Origin of the sequence: Thiomicrorhabdus sp., assembly GCF_041583835.1 — a bacterium.
Lineage (GTDB): Bacteria > Pseudomonadota > Gammaproteobacteria > Thiomicrospirales > Thiomicrospiraceae > Thiomicrorhabdus.
Window position 1 is genome coordinate 50,140 of sequence record NZ_JBFHFC010000010.1, and the last position, 18,865, is coordinate 69,004.

Sequence of the window (18,865 nt, forward strand, 5' to 3'; positions counted from 1 at the left end):
ACCAAACAACTTAGATCAAACCGATAAATTATCACGCTGAAGTCCGTATTTTTTAATCAGATAATAAACATTTTCACGCTTAATCCCCAAACGTCTCGCCGTTTCGTGAACGTTAAATTGAGTTTCCGCCAACACCTGTTTGAGCAATTTTTCTTCAGCTTGATTACGAATAGATTTAACGCCTTCACCCACAAAGGCATCAATCTCAACCTTTTGAACACCTTCCTGCTCTTTTAGCTTTTGCGCCTGATCGTAAAACAAGAATGCCCTTTGCACGGAAAACAACAACGCATCTTGAGAAATCGGCTTTTCCAAGAAATCGAAAGCCCCCTGCTTGAGGGCTAAATAGGAAGTGGTCTGCATATCTTGACCGGTGAGTACGAGTGTTTTAACTTGCGGCTGATAGGAACTTAACCAATCCAAAACGGCCAAACCTTCATCAGCCGTATGTTCATTGGGCGGCATCCCCATGTCAAGAATCACAACCTGAGGCGTTGCTTCTTTCAATGATTCAATCGCTTCCTTTCGAGAACACGCCTCCGTTATGACATAACCTTTTGTCTCCAACAAAAAGGAAACCATCCCCCTTATTGCCGGGTCGTCATCCACAATCAATATTTGCATAATTAACTTTGTGCACCAAGGCAACGACTAAGGTGGCGTGTAGCCATATTCAATCTGCACTCCGCCAGTAATAGTTCCAGCAACAGTAGGATCATTATAAACCTGATTCCATTCAGCTTCCGTCGCCGTCACTTTGAGAATATCCTCAGGCCCACCGGAGATCTCACCTCTAATCAGGTCGCCGTAAAGAATCAGAATATCGACACTGCCATCATTGCCAAGATTCACAGTTCCGGTTATATCCCCTCTCACCGTCACAGTATCCGCGCCCGTACCGGCATCCAGGGTTCCACCAATAGAACCACCGATTGTCGCAGTATCGTTATCTTGACCTAAATTAACATCACCCTTATATAAAAGGCTGCCCGATATCTCGACGGTATCAATTCCTTTTTCCGTCGAAATACTTCCGCCGGATTCCACATTACTTAAAATAATAAAATAGTCGACATCATCCCCGCCATTTACTCCGGCGTTCACATTTCCTTCAACTTTAAGCTTATTCGATCCGGCCTGGAAATTGATACTGCTATCGATATCACCCGTTACATAGAGACTGTCGCCATAAACATCGCCAGTATCCTCAAAGTCGCCATCACCGTTTAGATCGGTACCCGCCTCTTTAGTTCCGGTGTTAAAATCATTGGTTGAGGTTAAGTCTTTATTAACGATATATTCGTAATCTTCGAATGCAAAACCTGAATCGAAACCATTCGGTCTTAAATCAACCTGCTGCTTAATCTCATAAGCCGAAATAGTTTCCAATTGATCATCAAAATCAGTGTCATTAAACACACCTTTTGTAAAACGCATATCTGCATCACAATTCTCGCTTTCACGAACACTTCTCGCACTGCTATTACAGTTAGTAATTGTGGTTTGATCGCCATTTTCGTTAAAGGCAACAATCACCGCCTGAATGTATTCATTCACGACATCATTCGTACCGCTACAATCATTCGCCGCGTTACGGCCACATATTTCATAACTCTTAGTTGCATCGCCGGGAACACTTTCGGTCGGAGGTGTAAACAAATCAAATGCAGGTGCCCCGCGATTGTAAAAATAACTACCCGGGGAATCCGCTAATTGCTCGGCTTCACCTCCGGCAGATGTGTCCGAAACATCCAAACTCATCACCGTAGCGTCAGCCGCCAATTGATTTACGCCGTAACCGAATAAGTTGCCGTAATCGTCGCTTGCCGTACCTCTTGGAATTCCTATATCATCGTAAGGAACAGTTCCGAAATAACTGCTACACGTTTGCCCCGTGCGCTCGTCTTTATCTGAACCGTCGCCGTCAGTATCCGGACAAGGCATGTGTTTATTGATAACGACATAGTTCAATAAGGCACGCTTTGTGACTTCCAAACTACCTTTGGTATGTGATTGATTGGCATTATCGATATAGGCACCCAACGTGCTGAAACCCGCTCCGAAAATTAGAGCGATAATCGCCAATACAACAGCTATTTCAACCAAGGTAAAACCCCGTTGAATTCTTGTTAGTGGTGTCTGTAGTAGCATGTCTACCCCCTATTCTTTAGGCTGAAAAACCAATGCATTTTTTGCATCATGCATTGTTATCCATGTCATATAGTGACGATTTTCGCCAGTTTGAGTATAAACAAAGGAGTTATCGCCTTTGTCGCAATTCGCATTTTCATTGTCCGTCCCGCCAACACAAGCATCATCCCCCGACAGATAACGATGTACGTTATCGCCATTCGCGCCCCATGAAATAACCAGAGCAAGAATACCGCTATCCATAACAACTCCGTTTTCATCTTGCAGAGTGAGATTCCCATAACCGAGACTGGTTCCGACGGGTGGAGTTACAAAATAAAAATAAGGCGGTTTTTGTTCGGCATAAGACGAAAAAAACGACCGTGGATCCGGCTCATCATCGTAAGGCGAAGCCACCGGCACCGTTGTATTCAAATCAGCCGGAATATAAACATCCACAGCGGGATTCACTCCGTTTGTATCGACATCGCCATCTAAGCATGCCGTAGCCGCCGGAGAACTATCCGACCAGCAATAATATTGGTTACTCGCATTATCTAAAGAGGAAAGGTTATTATTTGCCGTAGGATCCAGTATTCCACACCGATATAAACCCGTAGCCGTTCTTGGCCCCGATTTACCAAACACGCTGGCCGATTCGCAAATGTCAAACACCTTTCCGCTATCTGTGGCATTGCGGTTAACCGTATAAAAATAAGAGTGATCCCACGCATCCTTACTACGGGTTCCAACATCGTTATACGGTAAATAGCCTTCGTCGGACTCGCACCTACCCGAGACAGTATCTTCCTTGCCGTCACCATCGATATCCGGGCACGGCAAACGCAAATTAACCTGCAAATAGGTTTTCAAACTTTTTTGAATATCTTGAATATAGGCCTTTTCTTCCATGATATTGTCGGTGTCATAAACTAATTTAAACAATCCCTGAAAGCCTAATAACACGATTCCAAGAATCAAAATCGCTATAGCGACTTCAAGTAGAGAAAAGCCTTTTTGATTAACCCTTGAATGCATCATGGACATAACTGCCCCCATTGGCGCCAGCCAGACCCCTTTTTATTCGTTATCGAATACCCGTTAAACCAATGCAAACGGGATTCCGAAACATGAGAAAAATTATCGTACTGCGTACAGATCTTATTACCAACGTACAACAACCATTCATCAAAGGTTATTCCAATCACTTTATCTGAATTATCCGAATTAAAAATACTGGTATTTTCGGATTCAAAAACCACGTCCTGATCACTGTTTTCCGCATTCAACCCATCGTCACCTGCATCAATGATCACGGCTATATATCCTGACTTCCCATCCAAAACCAAACCTTTGAAATCTCCTACGTCCGGATCCAAGTTCAACGCAGAACCACCATTAGGGGTGACAGGAGATAAAGGTGTATAAATATCATCCCATTTAGACGTATCTAAAGACGTATTTAAATAGGCATAACGCATATCGAAGAAATAATAATACTTCCCTGCCGGCGCAAAATAAAAATTCCTGTTATTCAATCTCTCAGGAACGTAACCGACACAATAATCGACCCCATTACATGCCCCTAAAGCACTTCTATTCGGTCTGGGAACCAACACCTTATTAACATCCGTGGGATCAAACTCATAATTACCGCAAGATTCTTCACCGCTTGTAGACAGCGACCCGTCCCCATCCAAATCAGGACAAGGAAGATAGCCAGGAGCAGGCATATCACCCGAATCTTTAAAATTACCGGAAGAATTCGTGGAATAAAGTTCGGTAGTAAGAGTCGCAAAATTCAGAAGTCTTTGCTTAACAAGTCTCAATTCATATTCATCACTGACATAGGAATCTGTTTTAAATAATGAAATGATACGTTGATGCTGTGTCGCAATCCATAAAGCCGCGACAATAAAAACAACCACGATAAAGAGCATCAGCACAAATCCATTTTGCTTGCGGCATACATCCATAAAATACCCCTCTTTGATTTATATGATACTCCTATCCTATTATCCACACTATTAATATAGAATAAAAACCTAAAACAAAAAATCCCACGAACGTGGGATTTTTTTAATTACCAGAGCTTTACTCCCTTTTGCTGCTGTTCCAAAACCCACTGCTGAAAGGCGGGTGGACCATACGCTAAAGTCAGTGGATTCTTTTCCAATACCGAACTAGAAGGATCTTGCTGTTGATAAATTAATGGCCGCATTTCTCGTTCTGCAAACTGCATCAACCAACCCAAAGTTTCTTGAGGAATTTCTCGCCCAACGGGAACTGCTAAATCAACCTGCAACCCCTGCCAGGTCAAAATGCCGTCAATCACCAGCGCACCGGACTCACTAGGCTTAAAAGAATCAGGCAACTGAGAATCAGCTTTCACCCAAGCACATTCAAATTTTCGACATGGATCTACGGGACGATTTTCATAATCGTCACAACCGCTTCCGGTACTATGGGGACAAGGATGACCCGGATAGGCCTCACACCCCTTGACACTTATCTGCACCCACCCATCACAACAAGCCGTACACGGCTGACACTGTCTAGACATAACACACCATTTTCAACATACATTTTAATGGACAAAGTATAACTGAGGACATTCAATCAAATGAAAAGAAAGGATAGAGAATTTTTTAAGGGCAATAAAAAAGCCCCGACTGTAAACAGTCGGGGCTTTCTGATCAAAGCTTAATCAAACTGTCTTACGACAGCAATTGATTAGAACTTGTGAACCATACCTACAGAGATTGCAGTAGTAGCTTGAGGATCAGTAGAATCGTTACCTGCTGCACCAGTCATGTACTTGTCAGCAGTAATGTATTCAACATAACCAGTAGTCTTCTTACCGAAAGAGTAGTCAAGACCTAGACCGAAAGCTGAAGCTGTTTTACGAGCATCTTTGTAGTCAACAGTTGAGTACTTAGCTTTAGGCATGATGTTACCCATTTTGTAACCAACTTGAGCTTGGATGTTGTCACCTTCAGTAGAACTGTCAGTGTTAGCACCATCATCGAAAGTCTGGAACATTGCAGATGCGATCAAACCACCAGTAGCGTACTGTGCAGAAACACGAGTCTCAGAATAATCTTTACCATCAGTTGCAGCTTCACCCCAAGAGTTGTATGCCGCTGACAAGTATAGACCTTTCTTAGTAGAACCATACATAGCTGCTACAGAGTAAACGTTTGCCAAGCTAGACTTAGAAGCATCAACTGTATCAGTACCAGTACCATCTAGAGAAGCACCTTCAGTAGAAACACCAGCTGCAACAATTTTGATACCAGCGAATTCTGGAGAAACGTAAGCAACTACGTTGTCAGCACGAACTTCACCAGCTTTACCACCCATACCTAGGCCACCAGCAACAGTTTTCTTACCGATATCTCCGTAAGAGCTGTCACCGAAAAGGTCTTTAGCTTGAGACATTTTGAAAGGAGTGTCGTGACGACCTAGCAATACAGTACCGAAACCACCAGCTAGACCAACATATGCGTTACGACCAGAAAGTGAAGACATAGCATCACCAACTTTTACACCGAATTCCATTTTGTAAACAGCTTTCAAACCGTTACCTAGGTCTTCAGAACCTTTAACACCGATACGTGAATCACGATCTTTAGTGAACATACCGTTATCATTTACAGAATCGATAGCAACGTTAACTTGACCGTATACAGTAGGAGCATCAGCCATTGCTACAGGAGCAGCGATAGCAGAAGCGATTGCTAGAGCAATTACATTCTTTTTCATTTTTACAATCCTTAAGTTAGTTAAAACTGTCCACCTCTGGTGAACTTGGAAGTGACTATATTGGATTAAAATTTACTACGCAACTTTTTTTTGCAAAAAAACTACAAAATTAATCAATGTTGTTTTTTTGCAACACAACAAACCCTTACAAAACACCAAGCCATTATCAATCAACAACTTAATAGAAAACCTTAATTCGATTTTTAATTTTAAACCGCAAAAACAAAAAAACCCGCATAAAGCGGGTTTTTGATACAAAGCGAAAATATATAAATATTAACGTTTTGAGAACTGCGGACGACGACGTGCTTTGCGTAGACCGACTTTTTTACGTTCGACCTGACGAGCATCACGAGTCAATAGACCGCGTGCACGAAGCGCTGGACGATTACCTTCTTCATACGCAACCAATGCGCGAGAGATACCGTGACGTACCGCACCAGCTTGACCAGTTGTACCACCACCAACAACAGTGATGTATGCATCAAACTTTTCTAAGTTCTCTGTCGCTTCTAAAGGCTGGTTAATTACCATAAGGTCGGTTTCACGAGCAAAATACTCTTTGATATCACGACCGTTTACAGTCATTTTTCCAGACCCTGCACGCAAGAATACGCGAGCGACTGAGCTTTTACGACGTCCTGTTCCGTAGTATTGTTCTGTTGCCATCTTCTAATTCCTCTTACAACTCAAGTGCTTTAGGTTGTTGTGCCGTATGCGGATGATCAGTTCCAGCATACACTTTTAGTTTTTTAAACATTGCACGCCCTAGAGGACCTTTAGGCAACATTCCTTTTACTGCAAACTCAATTGGACGCTGAGGCGCTTTATCAATCAACTTTTCAAAGTTGGTTGATTTAAGATGACCTACATAACCAGTGTGGTGATAGTACATCTTGTCTTTACGCTTGTTACCAGTAACTGCAACCTTGTCCGCATTGATTACAACAATGTAATCACCACAGTCAGCATGAGGAGTATATTCCGGCTTGTGCTTACCACGTAAACGAGAAGCGATATCCGCCGCTAAACGACCCAAAGTTTTACCTTCAGCATCTACAATATACCAGTCACGTTTGATTTCAGCTGGCTTTGCAACAAATGTTTTCATAATTTGTTCCTAAAATTAAATAATCCAAATCCATAAGATTCATCGTTCTATAACGATTTACGTTAAGTCCGATCAATCCACTTACTGTTTTAACGGGCAATAAGGGGGAAGGATTAACGAGACGAAGGATTATACTGCTTAGTTCAAATGGTTTCAATCACTTATACTAAAAATAATCTCGATTTAATATCATTGAAACAATGAACCAAGCAAAGCCTGTTAATTTAACAAAATCAATCAGACATTGAATCTAAAGTGCATGACGTCTCCGTCCTGCACAATATACTCTTTCCCTTCCAATCTTTGTTTACCGGCCGCCTTGGCTCCGGCATCCCCTTTATACTCAATAAAATCTTCGTATGCCGTTACTTCGGCACGAATGAAACCTTTTTCAAAATCCGTATGAATCACGCCTGCCGCTTGCGGTGCTGTCGCCCCTACTTTAATTGTCCAGGCACGCACCTCTTTAACACCGGCGGTAAAATAAGTCTGCAAACCTAACAACTTATATGCTGCTCGAATAACACGATTTAAACCAGGCTCATCCTGACCCATCTCTTCTAAAAAGTCAGCTTTATCTTCTGCATCAAGCTCGGCAATTTCTGCTTCAATGGCAGCACACACCGGCACCACAATCGCGCCCTGCTCTGCCGCCAACTTTTCGACCGAATCCAAGTACGGGTTGTTTTCAAATCCGTCTTCGTTCACATTGGCGATGTACATCATCGGTTTAATTGTCAAAAGGTGTAGATCTTGCAACTGCTTACGCTCATCATCACTTAATTCAATCAACCGAACCAATTTACCGGCCTCAACTTCCTTAAGCACCTTTTCCAAGACATTCAAACGAGCCGTCGCCTCTTTATCACCGCTTTTTGCAATACGCTGCACCTTTTGAATCGCCTTCTCAACCGATTCCATATCAGCCAAGACCAACTCCATATTAATGATTTCGATATCACTTAACGGATCGACTTTTCCGGCAACGTGAACAATGTCATCATTTTCAAAACAACGGACTACCTGCACGATCGCATCGGTTTCGCGAATATTCGCTAAGAACTTGTTACCCAAGCCTTCACCTTTCGATGCACCCTCTACCAAACCGGCAATATCCATAAAGTCGACGGTCGCGGACAATACACGCTCCGGCTTCACAATTTCGGCCAACGCCTGCTCACGCGGATCCGGAACAGGCACCACTCCAACATTCGGCTCAATTGTACAGAACGGGTAGTTTGCAGATTCAATTCCTGCATTCGTTAAAGCATTAAATAATGTCGATTTTCCAACGTTAGGTAAGCCAACGATACCGCATTTAATTGCCATTGAGTTTCTCCTTAAAAAGTAGAGTGCTTTGAATTATGATTTGGTGTGTAGCTGATGCATTGCTTTTTGAATATCTCCCCTAATAAGCTCGGGAAGAACGCGAGTCGCCTGATAAATTTCATCATCGATTTTTTGGCGATCAATCTTGGACGGCGCTTTAAGCACATAATCAACCACCTGATCACGATGCCCAGGATGACCGATACCCAAACGCAATCTTAGAAATTCCTTACCTAGCGCTGCAATAGTATCCCTCAGACCGTTATGTCCACCATGACCGCCCCCTTTCTTGAGTTTGGCCACACCAGGCTCCAGATCGAGTTCATCATGAACCACCAAAATGGATTCAACAGGAATTTTGTAGAAGTTTGCCAGGGCTTGAATAGATTGGCCGCTACGATTCATGAACGTTGCCGGCTTCAGCAACCAGAAGTCCAAACCGGCGGATTGCACTCGCACAGCCTCACCTAGAAATTTAGTTTCTGGACGAAATACCACACCATACTGTCTGGCTACTTCCTCCACAAACCAAAAACCGGCGTTATGTCGGGTCTGATCATATTTATCACCTGGGTTACCCAGGCCTACAATAAGTTGAACAGAAGACATACGCCGGCTCTCAAACAATCAGGTTATTATTGAATAATCAATAAATTCCTTATTTACGTTTTGGCTTGGTAATGTTTACAACCGACTGGTCGTAATCAGAGTTACCGTGAGTCAATGCTGTAATTACAACACCTTCAGGTAAATCCAACTCAGACAAACGCAAGCTTCCGCCCGCTTCCATCTTAGAAACATCAACTGTAATAGCAGTCGGTAGGTTTTTAGCCAAACAACGAACTTCAACAGTAGGCTGAAGGATTGTCATCATACCACCCATCTTCACACCAGGCGCAGATGACTTACCAACGAAGTTAAACGGTACATTCTTGGTGATTTGATTGTTATCAGAAGCACGCTGCAAATCAACGTGGGAAACATCACCTGTAGCAGGATGACGCTGAATGTCTTTAACAACACAAGTTTCAGTTTCACCACCAGTAACATCGATAGTCAAAACAGTGTTAAAGATATCTGCGTTAGCAAAAGCATGCTTAACAAAGTTTCCTGAAAACGCAATCGATACCGCATCTTTATCTGCGCCGTAAATGATTGCTGGTACTTTACCCGTACGACGAAGGCGGCGGCTCGCACCTTTCCCTTCTTCCGAACGGATTTCTGCTGTCCAATTCTGGCTCATTTTTAATACTCCAATAGCGACAATCTTATCTAATGAACCGGTACTTTTTATTTATATACCGTGCACTTTATAACTTTAAGATCGCCAATTTATAAATCTCACGTTTCGCGACCAAACGCAAGGGAAGCGGGAATTATACTCAAAAAAAGGATTTTTTCCAGTTTTTTTATATGAATTTCAAGCACTTCTTCAACCCAGACCCCAAAATGCAAAAACGCCCCGGTTGGGGCGTTTTTTCTTTACGGCACAACAACACATCACTTAATGATGCATCAACTCCGTAACCGACTCTTCCTGGTGAACACGACGAATCGTTTCACCCAACATACTGGAAATACTCACTCTACGAATACGTTCACACGCCATTGCTTCTGCGGTGGCCGGAATCGAATCCGTCACCACCAATTCTTTCAATACCGAGTTATTGATATTCTCAACGGCCGGACCCGACAATACGGCGTGCACAACATAAGCCGAAACACTTTTCGCACCACGCTCCATCAAAGCCGCTGCCGCTTTACACAATGTACCTGCCGTATCAACCATATCATCAATGATGATACAGTCGCGCCCTTCGATATCACCAATAATATTCATGACCTGAGAGACGTTCGCTTTTGGACGACGCTTATCAATAATGGCCATATCGGCATCAACCGCCTTGGCAACGGCGCGTGCACGAACCACACCACCCATATCAGGAGACACGATTGTGACGTTTTCCAAATCACAATTCTTTTGCATGTCTTCAACCAAAAGCGGTGAACCGTAAATATTGTCAACCGGAATATCAAAGAAACCCTGGATTTGATCCGAGTGCAAATCTACAGTAATGACTCGGTGCGCACCCGCAACGGTAATCATGTCCGCCGACAAACGAGCGGTAATCGGCACACGCGCCGAGTGAGGACGACGATCCTGACGAGCAAAACCATAATAAGGCACTACGGCTGTAATACGCGCTGCCGAAGCTCTTTTCAAAGCATCGATCATCACCAGCATTTCCATCAAGTTGACGGCAGGCTCTGGGGTACAGGTAGGTTGTAAAACATAAACATCTTGCCCACGAACAGATTCTTTGATCTCAACCATGATTTCGCCATCGCTAAAACGGCCTACATCGGCTTTACCTAGGGGAATATCTAAATATTGGGAGATTTTTTCTGCAAGACTGACATTTGCGTTTCCCGCAAAAATCATGACATTTCTGTTAGCCATTTAAGGCGCTCCTGTTCGAGGATAATAATGACTTGGGGAATTCAGAAAGGATATTGGCAGGGCTGGCAGGATTCGAACCTGCGGTACACTGGATCAAAACCAGATGCCTTACCGCTTGGCTACAGCCCTTTAATATCTCTGTCGTTAAAGACAGGTGCGTATTATCCATTTATTTTCCCGAAGTTCAAGCAAAATTTTACTTTTTCTTTAGGTTATTTAAGGTTTCTTTACATCTAAACGCTATTATTGAATCACCGAATCACTTCACCGGATTTCAAACGATCAATAAGCGTTTGATATTCCGAATTATTTATAAACTGATCTTTGTATTTCGCCCAAAGCTGCGTCGCCTGCTCTGTCTGCCCGGCCTGCCACAGTGTTGCAACCAAATGCATCAAAACCACGTCGTCCAGTTTAATGGACAATGCTTTTCTGAGATAAGCTTCAGCCTCTTGATACTTTTTCTGCTGATAGGCTAACCAACCGATACTATCCAATACATAATAACTGTCCGGCGCCAATTTAAAAGCTTTATTCAATAACTTTTCCGCGTCCTTCATCTTTATGCCCTGTTCGACATAAAAGTAACCCAACGCATTTAAGGCATCCACCTCATTCGGATCCAGCTCTATAACCCTTTTCAGATTTGCCTCATATTCATCAAAGCGTTTAAGGTCGTACAACATAACCGACTGCGCCAACAACAATTCAATATTGTTCGGATCCAAGTCAATCGCCTGACTATACTCCGCTACCGACTTCTCGAACATTTGACTGGCCCGGTAGAATATTCCTTTCGCTCTCAACACTTTGACTTTGGCCTCGACACTTTCACTGTCAATCTGATCCAATACCGCCAGAGCATCGTTTAACCCCTTGGATGCAAATACAATTTCGGCCTGATGCAACTTCGCGTCAATCGAATACGGCTCCTGCTTCACTAAACCGTAAAACGCCATAGCCTCGTCTAAATTCTCTTGCTCTTGACTCAACACACCTAAATAATAATAACCCACCGAATCATAACCGGGCTGAACGGCTACATGCTCCAGGTTTTTACGCGCATCGGAGAATTTCTCCATTTCAATCTGCAATAGCGCCAAAGACAACCTAGAAGTCGTCGCTTCCGGATTCGCCTTCAATATCGTTTTATAACGCGATTCGGCCTGAGTAAACTTCTCAGCTTTTACTTCCAACCGAGCGACTCTTTCCTGAACCAGCCAATCGTCCGGATGCCTCTTAAGATAAGAATTCAATTCCAACAAGCCCGGTAAAGGTGAATTCAACTTTAAATAAACTTGGGAAAGCAACTGATAAATTTGCGGCTCTGTTTGCTCGCGCTCCTTTTTAGGCAACAATGCCAAAGCCTTTTTCAACATGGGCACCGCTTTATCCGACTGCTCGTAGTGTGCCGCTAAAAAACCGTAACCATAATAAACCTGCCACACATCCGGGTAAGTTTTAACAACTTGTTCAAAAAAAGGCATCACGACTTCCGCACCCGCAGCTCGCGCCGCTCTTTGAGCCGCAGATAAAACATCTTCCTCCAAACTCGCCGTGGATAAGGTTCGGTAGTGCTTCCATTGATCAATTGCCTGCTCAACCTTGCCGGCACGCAATGACATTAAATAGGATGCACGCCAAGGCGTCGGATTAGCCGGCTCCACTTCCAACCAAAGCTGCGCTGCACGACCGATATTATCCTCGTCATAAGTTGCCATCGATAATTCGAAAGCCCGCTTAACCAATTCGACATTCCGTGTTTTAAGCGCCAGAGGATAAATCAAGTCATAAGCGTCTCCAGGATACCCTTTCGCCACCATGACCTCCGCAGCCAACACTTGATACATCAACTGCGCACTCAACTCCGACGTTTTTAATGATGTTTGATCACCGACCGTCACAAACGGGGCCGGAGGTTGTGACGAGATCAAAGAATTCTGAGCCGGCTTCTGTGCATCCATCGTCGAACATCCCGAAAGCGCAAACAAACCGACACAGGCAAGCCACTTATTCATGCTGCCTTTCACTAAAAACCTTTCAACAAAACTGTCTAAATACATTACTGAATTTTCCTATTCAAGCCCCCTGAAACACAATAACATACAGAGACCCGACTTCAACTTTTCATCTTCTAAAACGGGCAAAACCCTTATTAAAACTTGCAATTAGCCCTATAATTTAGCAGAATTACGCCTCTTTGGTCACAATTCGCTCTGGAACATTTTACGGTACACCACTCGATTATGAAGCTACTCACTCTTGGCGTTAATCACGAGACCGCACCGGTCGACATCCGTGAAACCGTGTCATTCACTCCAGAACGGGCTCTTTGCGCGATGTCCGAACTCAAAAATAAGCAATTGGTCTCAGAGTGTATCATCTTATCCACATGCAACAGAACTGAAATTTATTGCACGCCCAAAAGCCCCGATGCACTCAAACAAATCCATGCTTGGCTGGACGCTTTCTTTGAACAACCCGAAAATGCCTTAAATCAATATCTCTACAACTACCATGATATCGATGCGGTAAAACACATTATGCGGGTTGCCAGCGGATTAAACTCATTAGTATTAGGCGAACCGCAAATTTTCGGCCAAGTTAAAGACGCCTATAATTTGGCTCATAAGGCTGACAGCATCCACCATACTTTGGAAAACCTGTTCCAGCACATATTCAGAACGGTCAAACAAGTGCGTACCGACACAGCCATAGGCTCCAGTCCGGTATCAGTCGCTTTTTCCGCAGTCACGCTATCCAAACAGTTCTTCGGCGACCTTTCCGAACAAACCGCTTTGCTTCTTGGCGCCGGCGAGACCATCGAACTGGTTGCACGCCACTTGAAAGAGAGCCAAATCGGAAAACTGATCATCGCCAACCGCACTCTGGAACGCGCACATGACCTAGCCGAAAGTGTCGGCGGTTATGCCATCCAACTGGATGAAATTCCGGATCATTTGCACGAAGCGGATTTAGTTATCGGATCGACCGGCAGTCCCAATGCAATCTTGAAAAAAGAGCAGGTCAAGCCGGCTTTAAAACGTCGTAAAAACCGTCCGATGTTCATGGTGGATATCGCCGTTCCTCGGGATATCGAAGCCAGCATCGAAGAACTGGAAGACGTCTACCTCTACACGGTCGACGACCTGCATGAAATCATTGAAGATAACAAACAGTCACGCCAGACCGCCGCATTGGAAGCGGAAGAGATTATTGATGTTCAGGCGGAAACTTTCATGGCGCAATTAAATGCAATCCAACAGGTCAACCCGTTGATTCATCAATACCGCCAACACTGTCTGGAAATTAAGGATCAAGCCATGAATCAAGCGTTACGTCAGCTTGAACTCGGTACCGATCCTCAAGAAATCATCAAAAAACTGGCTAACCAACTGACTAACAAGCTATTGCACACGCCAACCAAACAGCTACACCAAGCCGGCTTGGCGGGTCAACACAACTTAATCGACTCGGCAAAAACGCTTTTATTGGCCGACGACGAACAACACAAGTAGCGCAAGCTAGCCTTTATAATTCTTTATAACCTGACATTTTCACCGTCAACTGAACATCGAGAACCCCGTGAAAGACTCTATTCGAATCAAACTGCAAAACTTGGTAGAACGCCTGGATGAGGTCAACGCCCTGATCTCCGATCCAGACGTCATCAGTGACCAAAACAAATTCCGCGGCCTGACCAAAGAACACGCACAACTAACTCCGGTAGTCGATGCCTTCAATGCATTCGAAAGCACCGAAGGCGATTTGCAGGAAGCTAAGGATATGATTAAGTCCGGCGATCCCGACCTTAAGGAAATGGGACAAGAAGAGCTTCCTCAACTGGAAAAACAGTTAGCTAACTTGGAACTCGAACTGCAAACCATGCTATTGCCTCGCGATCCGAACGACGACGCCAACATATTCCTGGAAATCCGTGCAGGAACCGGCGGGGACGAAGCCGCAATTTTTGCCGGAGACCTGTTCAGAATGTACAGCCGTTATGCTGAGAAGATGCGCTGGCAGGTAGAAGTGATTAACTCACAAGAAGGCGAACACGGCGGCTACAAAGAGATTATCGCCCGTCTTATCGGTGACGGCGCCTACTCGAAACTCAAATTCGAATCGGGCGCACATCGCGTCCAACGCGTACCGGCCACAGAAACTCAAGGGCGAGTACATACCTCCGCAGCAACCGTCGTCATTATGCCGGAAGCACCGGATGTTGAAGAAATCGAGTTAAACCCGGCCGACTTAAAAGTTGATACTTTCCGTGCCTCCGGTGCCGGTGGTCAGCACGTTAACAAGACCGATTCCGCTATCCGTATCACCCACATTCCGACCGGAACCGTGGTTGAATGTCAGGACGAACGTTCACAGCATAAAAACCGTGCACGCGCCATGTCCTTACTGGCTTCCCGCATCATGGATGCCAAACGCCAAGTGCATGAAAAAGAGATTGCCCAGGAACGTAAAAGTCTGGTCGGTAGCGGCGACCGTTCTGAACGAATTCGTACCTACAACTATCCTCAAGGTCGCGTGACCGATCACCGTATCAACTTAACCCTATATAAGTTGGACGAAATCATGGCAGGCGGACTCGAGCAAGTTATCGACCCACTGGTGAACGAATACCAAGCCGAACAGCTTGCCGCTCTCAGCGCGGAAAACTGATCCGTCGATATTAAGAGGCCAGGCTTCGTGAAGACCATCCAAGAGGCGCTTGATAGGGCCAGCAGTCAAATTCGTAGCCAAGCGATCGGCGACACACCACGCCTGGATGCCGAACTGCTGTTGGCGCACTGCCTCGGCCAAACCCGAACCTACCTGTTCACATGGCCGGAAAAAGCACTGGATAACAGACAGCTAAGCTGTTTTGAAGAAAAGTTACAACAGCGTTTACAAGGCCACCCAATTGCACACCTAACCGGCGAACGGGAATTCTGGGGATTAGCGCTGAAAGTCACCAACGACACTCTGATTCCGCGCCCCGACACCGAAATCCTGATCGAAACGGCGCTTAGCATTCTGCCTGACCAATCCCCTTGCGATATTCTTGACTTAGGCACCGGAACGGGCGCTATTGCGTTGGCACTAAAATCCGAACGGCCGCAATGCCGCGTCATGGCCGTCGACCTAAGCTTACCGGCACTTAAAGTTGCGCAGGAAAACGCCCGGAACCTTAAACTCGACATCGAATTCAAACAAAGTAGCTGGTTTGAAAATATTGATTCCAGCGAACGCTTCGACCTGATCGTTTCAAATCCTCCATACATTGAAGATAAAGACGAGCACCTGTCGCAAGGCGATGTTCGCTTTGAACCGATCACAGCATTAACCGCCGGACATGACGGCCTCAACGATTTGAAAATCATTATTCAACAGGCCTGCTCCTTCTTGAAACCGCAAGGCTGGACCCTGGTCGAGCATGGTTACAACCAGGCCGGTGCCGTGCAACAGTTGTTTTTACAATACGGCTACCGGAACATCGCCACCATCAAAGATTATGGCGATAACCCTCGCATGACACTTGGACAACTTCCGGAACGGTTATAGCCACCCAATAAAACCGAATTGGAAAAAGCCGGACGATTCACTTTAAAATAAGAAAACCATAAAGCGGAATAGAAACTATGCCAAACCCGTTGAAAACCGAACTCAATGATGCGGAACTATCGCGTTACAGCCGCCAAATCCTACTACCGGAAATCGACTACAGCGGGCAATTGACCCTATCTCAATCGCACGCCGTTATTTTTGGTTTAGGTGGCTTAGGCTCTCCGGTTTCGCTCTATCTCGCTTCTGCCGGAATTGGTAAACTGACATTGGTGGATTTCGACGAAGTCGACGACTCCAATTTACAACGCCAAGTCGTTCATCGCGAAGTCAATATCGGTCAGCCCAAGGTTGAATCGGCTAAACAGAATCTCTCCGCACTGAATCACCATATTGAAATAGAAACCGTCAATCATCGACTTGACTCAGAGGAGTTGCAAAAGCTGGTTGACTCGTCCGACGTCGTTCTTGATTGTACCGACAATTTCTCCTCGCGCTTTGCCCTGAACCGCGCCTGCTACCAAGCCAAAAAACCATTGATTTCCGGCGCGGCAATCCGCTGGGAAGGACAGCTCAGCACTTACGATTTCCGTAAACCGGACAGTCCGTGCTATCAATGCCTTTACAAAGAGGAAGGCGGCGTGGAATTGACTTGCAGCCAGAACGGCGTACTTTCGCCGGTCGTAGGAATGATAGGGAGCATGCAGGCGATCGAAGCAATCAAAGCGCTGCTTGACCAGCCTACTTTGACCGGAAAACTGATGATTGTCGACGCTTACACCATGCAGATACGGACACTCAATCTAAAGAAAGACGAACAGTGCCACCATTGCGGTAAAGACCAACCGTAGAGGCAACCTTATTTCGGCATGATCGGATCCCCGATCGGCTTCTGGGTTGTCTGACGTTTGTCGATTTTAATGATTACGCGGCGGTTCAACGAACGACTATAGGAAGAATCATTCGGCACCACCGGCTCGTTATCGGCATTCCCCTCGATTTTAACGAGATTCTTATCCAATCCCATATAAATAAAAGTTCGTGCAACCGTTGCCGCTCGGGCGGCGGACAATTCCCAGTTAGACGGAAATTGAAAATTACTGATCGGTAAATCGTCGGTATAACCGGAAATCACCATTTTTTGCCCGCGCCCCATCAAGGTTTCACCTAACGCTTCCAACTGCTCTCGAGTATTATCGCTAATGGTGGCACGACCGCTTTCAAAAAAACTGTCCGATCTTAGGGTAATCTTGGTGTAATCCGGCCCCTCTTCAATATCGACGTCTCGCGGATTCACCTTTTTAAGGGTTTCGCGAATCTCCTGCTCCGTAACCGGCGGTCTCAAATCCAACAAGTTGATCTCGGTGCCCGGTTGCGCCGCAGTTTGATCGAGCAAACTAACGGGCTGGGACGCCTCTTGCCCCGTCAAACTATCGACGAATGCCCGACGTTTCTCGGGCTCGACCACAGCCATCAGCCACATAACCAGGAAAAACACCATCAACACCGTCATCAAATCGGCTAAAGCGATTTTCCACGAGCCTCCATGTGCTCCGCCTTCGTCATGACCTCCGCGACGTCCCATCACTTCATCCTTGGCACAGGCTATTCATTAAAAAATTCATGCATAAACGCATACCGGCTATGCCTCATCACGCGGAACTTCAAATTCCGGCGGTACGCGCTGACGCCCGATTTCAACGGCTAAGTTTGGAGAAACGCCGCTTTCGTACGCTTCGATAAAAGCGGCGGCCATTTCAAACAAGGAACGGTCTTGGCGAATCATCACCTCAACGGCGTGCACAAAAGGCGCAATGACGGCAAACGCAACAAACACCCCGGTTAAAGTTCCCACTAAAGCGGCACCAATTGCCGTACCGATTTTAGCCACATCCATTTCACCACCCAGCATTTCCATGGTGATAATAACACCGAGTACAGCGGCAACGATCCCGAAACCGGGCAGCCAATCAGCCACCTTACCCAAGGCTTTGGGGACTTCCATCATCGACTGGTAGATATCGTCGATCTGATTTTCCAAATGGTGTTGAAAATTTAAGGTGGCGGGCGGATTAAGGAGCATGTAGCTGAAGTTATCGACAATAAATTTCTTCAAAGTCGGATGCTTCATTACTTGAGAATAATGCATGAAAATCGGGCTATTCTCAGGGCTGACAATGTGCTTTTCCAATACCAGCATTCCCGATGAACGCGACAGACGAGCCAACTCTTCCAATAATCCCAAGGTTTCCGCATACAGTTTTTTATTGACGCGTTCTCCGGCAAAGAAGCGTCCGACATAAGCCAGAGTGCGCATCCAGATATAAACCGGAGTCGACGCCAAAAATGCACCCAGAGAGATACCTAAAATAACCACTAATTCGGAAGGATGCCACAGGGCTGCCAGATTGCCGCCCATCAAGACGAAACCGCCCAACAAGCTTACCAGCACAATGATTATCCCAATGGGTTTTGCAAACATATCAGATCACTTTATAGAAATATTAGGGTTC

The 18,865-nt window shown here is 45.3% G+C and carries 19 protein-coding genes and 1 tRNA gene; 4 read left to right on the forward strand and 16 right to left on the reverse strand.

What is annotated here, in order from left to right; genetic code table 11:
* Positions 1–15 precede the first annotated feature (15 nt).
* From ABY044_RS07060 to ABY044_RS07125, 14 genes are all read right to left on the reverse strand, one after another.
* A complete protein-coding gene (locus ABY044_RS07060; RefSeq protein ID WP_373019522.1) occupies positions 16–624 on the reverse strand; it encodes a response regulator in 609 nt (202 codons plus the stop codon).
* A 27-nt stretch (positions 625–651) separates the two neighbouring features.
* On the reverse strand, positions 652–2,151 hold the full coding sequence (locus ABY044_RS07065) for a type II secretion system protein (protein WP_373019523.1): 1,500 nt from the start codon (positions 2,149–2,151) through the stop codon (positions 652–654).
* A gap of 9 nt (positions 2,152–2,160) precedes the next feature.
* Complete coding sequence (locus ABY044_RS07070) at positions 2,161–3,177, reverse strand: type II secretion system protein (protein WP_373019524.1); 1,017 nt, start codon at positions 3,175–3,177, stop codon at positions 2,161–2,163.
* Complete coding sequence (locus ABY044_RS07075; RefSeq protein ID WP_373019525.1) at positions 3,168–4,106, reverse strand: hypothetical protein; 939 nt, start codon at positions 4,104–4,106, stop codon at positions 3,168–3,170. Before ABY044_RS07075 ends, ABY044_RS07070 begins: the two co-directional genes overlap by 10 nt.
* Before the next feature lie 107 nt (positions 4,107–4,213).
* On the reverse strand, positions 4,214–4,693 hold the full coding sequence (locus ABY044_RS07080) for a hypothetical protein (protein WP_373019526.1): 480 nt from the start codon (positions 4,691–4,693) through the stop codon (positions 4,214–4,216).
* A 170-nt stretch (positions 4,694–4,863) separates the two neighbouring features.
* Positions 4,864–5,895, reverse strand: coding sequence for a porin (locus tag ABY044_RS07085; protein ID WP_373019527.1), 1,032 nt, complete (start codon positions 5,893–5,895; stop codon positions 4,864–4,866).
* Positions 5,896–6,171: 276 nt separating this feature from the next.
* Entirely contained in the window at positions 6,172–6,564 is a 393-nt protein-coding gene (rpsI, locus tag ABY044_RS07090) for a 30S ribosomal protein S9 (RefSeq protein WP_373019528.1), read from the reverse strand.
* A 13-nt stretch (positions 6,565–6,577) separates the two neighbouring features.
* The gene (gene rplM / locus ABY044_RS07095) at positions 6,578–7,006 is read right to left on the reverse strand and encodes a 50S ribosomal protein L13 (RefSeq protein ID WP_373019529.1); all 429 of its coding nucleotides are present in this window, start codon (positions 7,004–7,006) and stop codon (positions 6,578–6,580) included.
* A 237-nt stretch (positions 7,007–7,243) separates the two neighbouring features.
* Positions 7,244–8,335: a redox-regulated ATPase YchF gene (ychF, locus tag ABY044_RS07100; RefSeq protein ID WP_373019530.1), complete on the reverse strand. Its 1,092-nt coding sequence runs from the start codon at positions 8,333–8,335 to the stop codon at positions 7,244–7,246.
* A gap of 33 nt (positions 8,336–8,368) precedes the next feature.
* Entirely contained in the window at positions 8,369–8,944 is a 576-nt protein-coding gene (gene pth / locus ABY044_RS07105) for an aminoacyl-tRNA hydrolase (RefSeq protein ID WP_373019531.1), read from the reverse strand.
* Between the two features lie 49 nt (positions 8,945–8,993).
* Positions 8,994–9,578 (reverse strand): 50S ribosomal protein L25, encoded by a 585-nt coding sequence (locus ABY044_RS07110; protein WP_373019532.1) that lies wholly within the window; start codon positions 9,576–9,578, stop codon positions 8,994–8,996.
* Between the two features lie 261 nt (positions 9,579–9,839).
* Positions 9,840–10,796, reverse strand: coding sequence for a ribose-phosphate pyrophosphokinase (locus ABY044_RS07115; protein ID WP_373019533.1), 957 nt, complete (start codon positions 10,794–10,796; stop codon positions 9,840–9,842).
* A gap of 54 nt (positions 10,797–10,850) precedes the next feature.
* Positions 10,851–10,925: transfer RNA gene (locus ABY044_RS07120), tRNA-Gln, on the reverse strand.
* Positions 10,926–11,047: 122 nt separating this feature from the next.
* Entirely contained in the window at positions 11,048–12,859 is a 1,812-nt protein-coding gene (locus ABY044_RS07125) for a tetratricopeptide repeat protein (protein ID WP_373019534.1), read from the reverse strand.
* A 183-nt stretch (positions 12,860–13,042) separates the two neighbouring features.
* Here ABY044_RS07125 and hemA point away from each other — a divergent pair, with 183 nt between their 5' ends.
* The 4 genes from hemA (at position 13,043) to ABY044_RS07145 (ending at position 17,203) form a co-directional block, all read left to right on the forward strand.
* Positions 13,043–14,314 (forward strand): glutamyl-tRNA reductase, encoded by a 1,272-nt coding sequence (gene hemA / locus ABY044_RS07130; protein WP_373019535.1) that lies wholly within the window; start codon positions 13,043–13,045, stop codon positions 14,312–14,314.
* A 67-nt stretch (positions 14,315–14,381) separates the two neighbouring features.
* Positions 14,382–15,470 carry a peptide chain release factor 1 gene (prfA, locus tag ABY044_RS07135; RefSeq protein WP_373019536.1) on the forward strand — a complete coding sequence of 363 codons (1,089 nt, stop codon included), beginning with the start codon at positions 14,382–14,384 and terminating at the stop codon, positions 15,468–15,470.
* Between the two features lie 27 nt (positions 15,471–15,497).
* Positions 15,498–16,352 carry a peptide chain release factor N(5)-glutamine methyltransferase gene (gene prmC / locus ABY044_RS07140; protein ID WP_373019537.1) on the forward strand — a complete coding sequence of 285 codons (855 nt, stop codon included), beginning with the start codon at positions 15,498–15,500 and terminating at the stop codon, positions 16,350–16,352.
* A gap of 77 nt (positions 16,353–16,429) precedes the next feature.
* Complete coding sequence (locus ABY044_RS07145; RefSeq protein WP_373019538.1) at positions 16,430–17,203, forward strand: ThiF family adenylyltransferase; 774 nt, start codon at positions 16,430–16,432, stop codon at positions 17,201–17,203.
* Positions 17,204–17,211: 8 nt separating this feature from the next.
* Here ABY044_RS07145 and ABY044_RS07150 read toward each other — a convergent pair whose 3' ends face one another.
* Positions 17,212–17,937 carry a flagellar motor protein MotB gene (locus ABY044_RS07150; protein ID WP_373019539.1) on the reverse strand — a complete coding sequence of 242 codons (726 nt, stop codon included), beginning with the start codon at positions 17,935–17,937 and terminating at the stop codon, positions 17,212–17,214.
* A gap of 57 nt (positions 17,938–17,994) precedes the next feature.
* Complete coding sequence (locus ABY044_RS07155; RefSeq protein ID WP_373019540.1) at positions 17,995–18,834, reverse strand: motility-associated protein; 840 nt, start codon at positions 18,832–18,834, stop codon at positions 17,995–17,997.
* Between the last annotated feature and the right edge of the window lie 31 nt (positions 18,835–18,865).